Below are 6789 nucleotides of genomic sequence, written 5' to 3'. Positions count from 1 at the left end.
GTGTCAGAGGACCCCGTGATGCCGGCGGTGGATTCAATGACCGGCCGCATCTTCTTCTMAAGGGCCTCGTAGAACATGGAGAGCGGGAACTCGTCGTCCAGGACCTGGTCCGTGAGGCCGCGCGGCGGGCCGGCCAGCGGGAGGGCGTCCGGACCCTTGGCCCAGACCGACGCCGGGTTGGGCGTGACCGTGCCGGAKATGAGCTCGTAGGCGGCGAGCCAGTGGGCCATCTTCGGACGKTCGATCGAGCGCCAGTACAGTTCCTCGATGCKGGCGCCGAGTTCAATCACGACGTCGGCAACTTCGTCCCAGTCGATGCTGAGCTTGCTGTCGGTCCAGTGCAGGACGTGGTGCTGGTGCATCCACGCGAAGAGCAGCTGGCCGCCGAGTCCGTCGTAGTTGCGGACGCGGGTTCCGGTGATCGCGAAGCGGAAGATGCGGTCGAAGATMACGGCGTACTGGACGAGCTTGGCGTGACGGCGTGCCTCAGGGTCGGCGTCCTCGTCCTTCTCGATCTTGACCGACTCGCGGAAGGCGGTGAGGTCGCAGCGCAGTTCCTCGAGCGAGTAGAGGAAGAACGGCATGCGCTGCTTGATCATGAACGGGTCGAAGGGCAGGTCGCCGCGCATGTGGGTGCGGTCATGGATCAGGTCCCACATGACGAACGTTTCCTGCGTCAGCTTCTGGTCCTCCAGCAGTGCTGCCGCGTMGTCGGGAAGCTGCAGCGAGGTGATGTCCGCAGCAGCGCGCAGGACGCGGCGGAAGCGGGCAGCCTCGCGGTCGGCGAAGATCGCGCCCCACGTGAAGGTGGGGGTCTCGCGGACGGCGACGGTCTCGGGGAAGAGCACGGCGGAGTTGGTGTTGTAGCCCGRGGTGAAGTCGAGGAAGCGGATCGGGACGAAGAGCTTGTTGGAGTATTCGCCCTGTTCCAGGCCGCCGATGAACTCGGGCCAGATGACTTCGATCAGCACGGCCTCGACCAGGCGGTTGCTGCTGCCGTTCTGGGTGTACATCGGGAAGACGACGAGGTGCTGGAGCCCGTTGACGCGGTGCTGCTGCGGCTGGAAGGCCTGCAGGGAATCCAGGAAGTCCGGCACGCCAAAGCCGCCATCGGCCCAGCGGCCGAAGTCGGTGACGAGCAGTTCAAGGTAGCGGGCGTCGTGCGGGAAGGACGGCGCCAGCGCCGAAATCGCTGCGGTGATGGTTGCGACGTACCCGGTCGCGGCTTCGTGGGCTGTGGTTTCCGGGACGGATCCGTCCTGGATCTGAAGGGCCTGCAGCGCGGTGGCGGCAGCCTTGAGCCGCAGCCATTCCTGGTTGCTGGCCGTGATCTGGGCGGGGGCGGTAAGAGCGGTCGTGGTCATCGTCGACGGTCGCCTTTCTAGTAGCTGCGGTGCGTTTCGCTGGATCTAAATCGAGCGTAGCAAGCAAACAGCAGCTCTAATGCAAAATTGCCTCGAGCATAAGAAAGACTGTGGCAAGTGATTCTGAAAGGCTGTTCCAGCGGAAGAAGAGGGAGGGCTGCGGGGCCCGCMGGCGGCGCTTCGGCACCGGCCGGCTCCGCAGGAGGGCTTACTTCCCGGCGTMGTCCGCGGGTACGAGCTTCAGGGAGACGGAGTTGATGCAGTACCGCTGGTCCGTGGGGGTGCCGTAACCCTCGCCGTCGAACACGTGGCCCAGGTGGGAATCGCACGTGGCGCAGCGGACTTCCACCCGGTCCATGCCCATGGTGCGGTCGTGGATATAGCGGACTGTGCCGTCGGCAAGCGGCGCCCAGAAGGACGGCCAGCCGCAGTGCGAGTCGAACTTTTCATTGCTCGTGAAGAGCTCGGTGCCGCACGCCCGGCACTGATACACGCCCCGGGTGTGGGTGTCCCAGTATTCGCCGGTGTAGGGCMGTTCGGTGCCGGCCTGGCGCAGCACCCGATACTCCTCCGGGGTCAGTTCCTGGCGCCACTGGGCATCCGTCTTTTCGACCGGGTTGTGTTCGAGCGGCGTGGTGGCGGTGCTGGCGTCGGGTCCGGCGGAGGGCACTGCCAGGGGCATGGCTTTGGGCCTGTTGTTAAAGATGCTCATAGCCTCAATAACGCTTAGGAGTCCCCGATAAATCCMGAACCGGCGTACAGATGCAGGACGGGCAGGCCCAGCTTGTCCTGTGCCTTGGTGGCCCAGTCGGTGTGGAAGGTGTCGGCGACAGCGTGCGGGCGGGTGATCACCACGGCCTGCCCGGCGCTGAGTTCCTTGACMTTGGCGACCAGACCGTCCACGGCCTTGCCCTCGACGATTTCGCCCGAGACTCCGCCGCCGAGGCCGGCCAGGGCAGCAAGGGACGCTGCCAGGGTGTCGGCGGCTTCGGCCCGCTCCTCGGCGGGGTCGGAATGTGCCGTCAGTTCACGGAAGGCTTTGGAAACTTCGAGCATGGAAAGGTTTTCCAGGAAATCCACCATCAGGTGCCGCTCGGTATTGGCCGGGACCAGGATCAGCAGGGGCGCGTCGCCATCCGCAATCAGGGTTTCGATGTTGACGCGGTCATCCGCACCGAGGGGCYCTTCTGTCAAAATKACGATTGGATCACTCATGACCCCAGCCTAGTCGCGCTCGTGTCGCCGTGCATGGTTCTGTCCTGGCGCGCATCATGCCGTGTCCCCGCTGGTGTGTCTCCACCGCGTGTCGGCCCCGCCGTCTGTCCGCTCCGCAGTGTCCCCGCTGGCGGGGAGCTGCCTGCGCKGTGCTGCGGGAGCAACCCCCTCCTTCGTGAAGGGCCATAATGCCGTTGTTGTCGGACAGTTCAGTCAGAATGGTGCCATGGCATCCTCCTTGCGCCTCCCGCCGGATCTCTCCCGGACCGCCCCACGCGGAACGGCAACCCCTGTTGCCGCAGTCTCTGCAACGGTCCCTGCCCCAACCGTCGCTGCCGGGCCGTCCGGCAGCGCCAAGTGGGCGGTCGGGGGGATCATCGGAGGCAGCGCCGCTGCGGGGGTGCTCGCCGCCGGATMATCCGCCCTCGCGCTGTATTTCGCCCGCCGTGTCATCACCCCTGCCAGGTTCCGCGACGCGGACCAGGAAGTGCTGGCCGTGATCCGGGAGGGCCGCGGGTTGCAGGTCATCCTGGCCGCAACCCCGGACGCCACGGTGGACGGGGTGTACRGGTTCTTCTTCGACGGCGGCCGGGGCCACGCGCGGATCGGCCGGATCCTCTCCTACTCGCCGGCCGAACGCACCGTGCTGCGGGAAGTCGAGACCGTCTACAGCGGGGACATTTCCACTGCCCGCCGCGGCTGGTGGAGCGGGGCGGCCTATCCGGATCCGGCCGCCATCGGGCTGTCGGCGGACGACGTGCTGATCGACGTCGAGGGCGGAACCGCGCCGGCATGGCTGGTGCGCGCCGTACCGGCGTCGGAAGACACTGTGTCGGACGTCTGGGCGATCATGGTGCACGGGCGCGGCGCCTCACGGCAGGAGGGCCTGAGGGCCGTCCGGACCGCTCGGGATCTGGGCATGCCCAGTCTGCTGATCTCCTACCGCAACGACGGCCTGGCTCCGTCAGCCAGCGACGGGCGCTACGGGCTGGGCTCCACCGAATGGCGCGACGTCGAAGCTGCCATTGACTTTGCCTTGGAGCAGGGCGCCCGCGAGGTCGTCCTGTTCGGCTGGTCGATGGGCGGAGCGATCTGCCTCCAGACGGCCGACCTTTCGCKGCACCGGCAGCTGATCCGGGCGATGGTCCTGGACGCCCCCGTGATCAACTGGGTCAACGTGCTGGCCCACCATGCGGAGCTGAACCGGATCCCGTCGTCGGTGGGGCGGTACGGGCAACTGATGCTCAGCCACCCCCTGGGCCGGCGGCTGACCGGGCTGGCCGMCCCGGTGGACCTCAAGGCGATGGACTGGGTGTCGAGGGCCGTGGAACTGCGGACGCCGACCCTTATTGTGCACAGCGTGGACGACGAATACGTCCCGTACGGGCCCTCCGCCGAGCTGGCCGAGAAGAATCCCGAGATGGTCACGTTCGAGTCCTTCACCACCGCTCGGCACACCAAAGAGTGGAACGTGGATCCGGAGCGCTGGGAGCGGCAGGTCATGGCCTGGCTCCGGCAGCAGCTGGCGCCCCGCACCAATCCGGGGGACCAGGAGCCGGCGGGCGGCCACTCCACACCGGGCTGACAGTTGGCGGCGGTGATTCACGCCAACACAGCGGCGGTCCGTCCTCTCGATCGCCGCGAGAGCGCGATCGCCGGGCAGTCAGTCGTGCCGGGTGCCGATCCTCGCGGTGCGGGCGGCCGTGAGCCGAATGAGCTCGGCCGGATCCAGCTCGATGTCCAGTCCGCGCCGGCCGCCCGAGACCAGGATGGTCGCCAGCGCCAGGGCACTTTCATCCACCACGGTGGGGGAGGACTGGCGTTGCCCCAGCGGCGAAATGCCACCGAGCACGTAGCCGGTCCGTCGCTGCGCGGCGGCGGGGTCCGCCATCGCGGCCTTCTTGCCGCCCAGCGCCGCAGCCATCGCCTTGAGGTCCAGATTGCCGCTCACGGGCACGACGCCGACGGCGAGCCGGCCGTCGACGTCGACCATCAGGGTCTTGAAGACCCGGGCGGKGTCGATGCCCAGCATCTCCGCGGCCTCGAGACCATAGCTCGCTACGGCAGGATCATGCGTGTAAGGGTGGGCGACAAAGGGAACCCCGGCGGCCGCGAGTGCCGCGGTGGCCGGAGTTCCCTGGGATGCCTGTTTCCGCGCCATATCGGCTGATTGTCCTTAGCTGATTGTCTGAGCGCCTGAGGTCAGGACTGCGCGTGCTGGGATCCGGAGGCGGCGACTTTACGCTTGATCCGGCCCAGCATGGCGGTCATGCCGCGCATCCGCAGGGGAGTGATAGCCCGGGTGAKGCCGAGCTGTTCGGGCATATCGTCCGGGACGGCCAGGATTTCCGCAGCGCTGAGGCCGTCGAGTCCTTCATGGAGCACGCCGGCGAAGCCGCGGGTGGTYGGGGCTTCCTTGGGCGCCTTGAAGTAGAGCCGGACGCGTTCCGGCGCACCGCCGTCGGCCGGTTCTGTCTCAATGGTGAGGAAGAGCGGGGTCTGGCACTCCACCACCTGCTCGAGCAGTTCCGGGTGGTCCTGGAGCCGCTCCGGAAGCTCCGGTAGTCCCTGCGAGAACTCAAGGAGCAGTTGAAGCCGCTCGGGTTCGGTCAGGGCCTGGAAGTCGTCAACAATTTCCGCCAGTGCGGCGGGGAGGGCAGAAGTATTCATCACTCCCAGCTTACGCACGAGCGGCAATTGTGTCCCGGTCGCAACCGGCGGCACCGTACCCTAGCGACCGGCCGGGACCGTGCCGCGTTCGGCGCCCTTGACGATCGGGACGCGCACGGCGTTGCCCCATTCGGTCCAGGACCCGTCGTAGTTGCGGACGGTGTMGAAGCCCAGCAGGTACTTCAGCGCAAACCAGGTGTGGCTGGACCGCTCGCCAATCCGGCAGTACGCCACGACGTCGTCGCCTTCCTTGAGCCCGGCCTCGCCCAGGTACAGGGCCTCGAGCTCGGTGCGGTCGCGGTAGGTGCCGTCCTCGGCGGCTGCCCGGGCCCACGGGATGGAGGCCGCGGTGGGGATGTGCCCGCCGCGCAGGGCGCCTTCCTCCGGGTAGGCCGGCATGTGGGTGCGCTGGCCGGTGTATTCCTCAGCCGAGCGGACGTCGATCAGCGGCTTGCCGAAGTGCGCAAGGACGTCCTCCTTGAAGGCCCGGATCGGGGCATCGTTGCGGTCCACCACGGGGTAAGTCCCCGGAACCGGGACCGTGGTTTCGGTGGTGAGGGCACGGCCCTCGGCGATCCACTTATCGCGGCCCCCGTCCAGGAGCCGGACGTCCTCGTGGCCGAACAGGGTAAACACCCACAGGGCGTACGCGGCCCACCAGTTGGACTTGTCGCCGTAGATGACCACGGTGCTGTCCCGGGAAATTCCCTTGGCCGCGGCCAGGGCGGCGAAGGCTTCACCGTCAATGTAGTMGCGCGTGACCTCGTCGTTGAGATCCGTGTGCCAGTCGATCTTGACGGCGCCGGGGATGTGGCCGGTTTCGTACAGCAGCACGTCCTCGTCCGACTCGACCACCACGAGCTTGCCGCCGTCGAGCGCGCCGGCGTCGATTGCCGCGGCGAGCCAGTCGGTGGATACCAGGCGCTCGGGGTGGGCGTAAGCGGCGAACTTTTCGTTCTGCTCAACGGGGTAGGACATGGTGATGGCCTTTCACTGAAACGGTMAGGAGGCCGGGCGCGGAAAAGAGTGCGCGGCGCCAGCCTGTTACAACACTAGTCACGGCCCCGCGGGAATGCTTCACCGGGTTCACACGGGGAAATGTGGTCTTGCTCACGCCGGGCGCCGGTTCGCACCCAGGCACGCGGGGCGGCCTTCCCTTGCCGGTATTCTTGCTGGGGACAAGAGACCAGCAGAACGGACCACCTTGGTACACATCGAACAGCTCGCCGCCCGCACGCCGGCAGTTTCCGTGGACGAACTCCTCAACGGGTTCTATCCTTCGCCGCGGTTTGGTGAGGTGTCGTTTTCCAGCTACCGTCCTGACCCAGCCCAGCCCAGCCAGGCGCACGCGGTCCACGCCCTTCAGCACTTCGCGGCAGGTGTGGGCGCGCGCGACGGCGATGGCCTGTTCAAGCGGCTCTTCGGCAAGAAGGACACCTCCCGGGCGGGCATCTACCTCGACGGCGGATTCGGCGTCGGCAAGACCCACTTGCTGGCATCGCTATGGCACGCCGCCCCCGGGCCCAATGCGTTTGGCACC

8 protein-coding genes are annotated in these 6789 nt (G+C 67.2%); 2 read left to right on the top strand and 6 right to left on the bottom strand.

Annotation, left to right across the window (positions count from 1 at the left end; all coding sequences use genetic code 11):
• The 3 genes from AC1DBQ_RS20475 to AC1DBQ_RS20465 form a co-directional block, all read right to left on the bottom strand.
• The coding region (locus AC1DBQ_RS20475; RefSeq protein ID WP_476930257.1) for a DUF6421 family protein at positions 1 to 1364 on the bottom strand (1364 nt) is incomplete at its 3' end.
• 208 nt (positions 1365 to 1572) lie between these two features.
• Positions 1573 to 2076: a peptide-methionine (R)-S-oxide reductase MsrB gene (gene msrB / locus AC1DBQ_RS20470; RefSeq protein WP_476930256.1), complete on the bottom strand. Its 504-nt coding sequence runs from the start codon at positions 2074 to 2076 to the stop codon at positions 1573 to 1575.
• Between the two features lie 14 nt (positions 2077 to 2090).
• On the bottom strand, positions 2091 to 2579 hold the full coding sequence (locus AC1DBQ_RS20465; protein WP_476930255.1) for a hypothetical protein: 489 nt from the start codon (positions 2577 to 2579) through the stop codon (positions 2091 to 2093).
• Between the two features lie 226 nt (positions 2580 to 2805).
• Here AC1DBQ_RS20465 and AC1DBQ_RS20460 point away from each other — a divergent pair, with 226 nt between their 5' ends.
• Positions 2806 to 4164, top strand: coding sequence for an alpha/beta hydrolase family protein (locus tag AC1DBQ_RS20460; protein WP_476930254.1), 1359 nt, complete (start codon positions 2806 to 2808; stop codon positions 4162 to 4164).
• A gap of 78 nt (positions 4165 to 4242) precedes the next feature.
• Here the strand turns inward: AC1DBQ_RS20460 and ybaK are convergent, their stop codons facing one another.
• The 3 genes from ybaK to AC1DBQ_RS20445 are packed head-to-tail and all read right to left on the bottom strand — an operon-like array spanning position 4243 to position 6227.
• A complete protein-coding gene (gene ybaK / locus AC1DBQ_RS20455) occupies positions 4243 to 4740 on the bottom strand; it encodes a Cys-tRNA(Pro) deacylase (RefSeq protein WP_476930253.1) in 498 nt (165 codons plus the stop codon).
• 41 nt (positions 4741 to 4781) lie between these two features.
• Positions 4782 to 5249 (bottom strand): SufE family protein, encoded by a 468-nt coding sequence (locus AC1DBQ_RS20450; protein WP_476930252.1) that lies wholly within the window; start codon positions 5247 to 5249, stop codon positions 4782 to 4784.
• A gap of 60 nt (positions 5250 to 5309) precedes the next feature.
• Complete coding sequence (locus AC1DBQ_RS20445; protein WP_476930251.1) at positions 5310 to 6227, bottom strand: sulfurtransferase; 918 nt, start codon at positions 6225 to 6227, stop codon at positions 5310 to 5312.
• Positions 6228 to 6453: 226 nt separating this feature from the next.
• Between AC1DBQ_RS20445 and zapE the strand changes: the two genes are divergently transcribed.
• On the top strand, positions 6454 to 6789 hold a 336-nt coding region (gene zapE / locus AC1DBQ_RS20440; protein ID WP_476930250.1), incomplete at its 3' end, for an AFG1/ZapE family ATPase.

Source organism: Arthrobacter sp. 10T413_2 (assembly GCF_056394205.1).
This window is presented reverse-complemented; position numbering and strand designations above follow the sequence as displayed.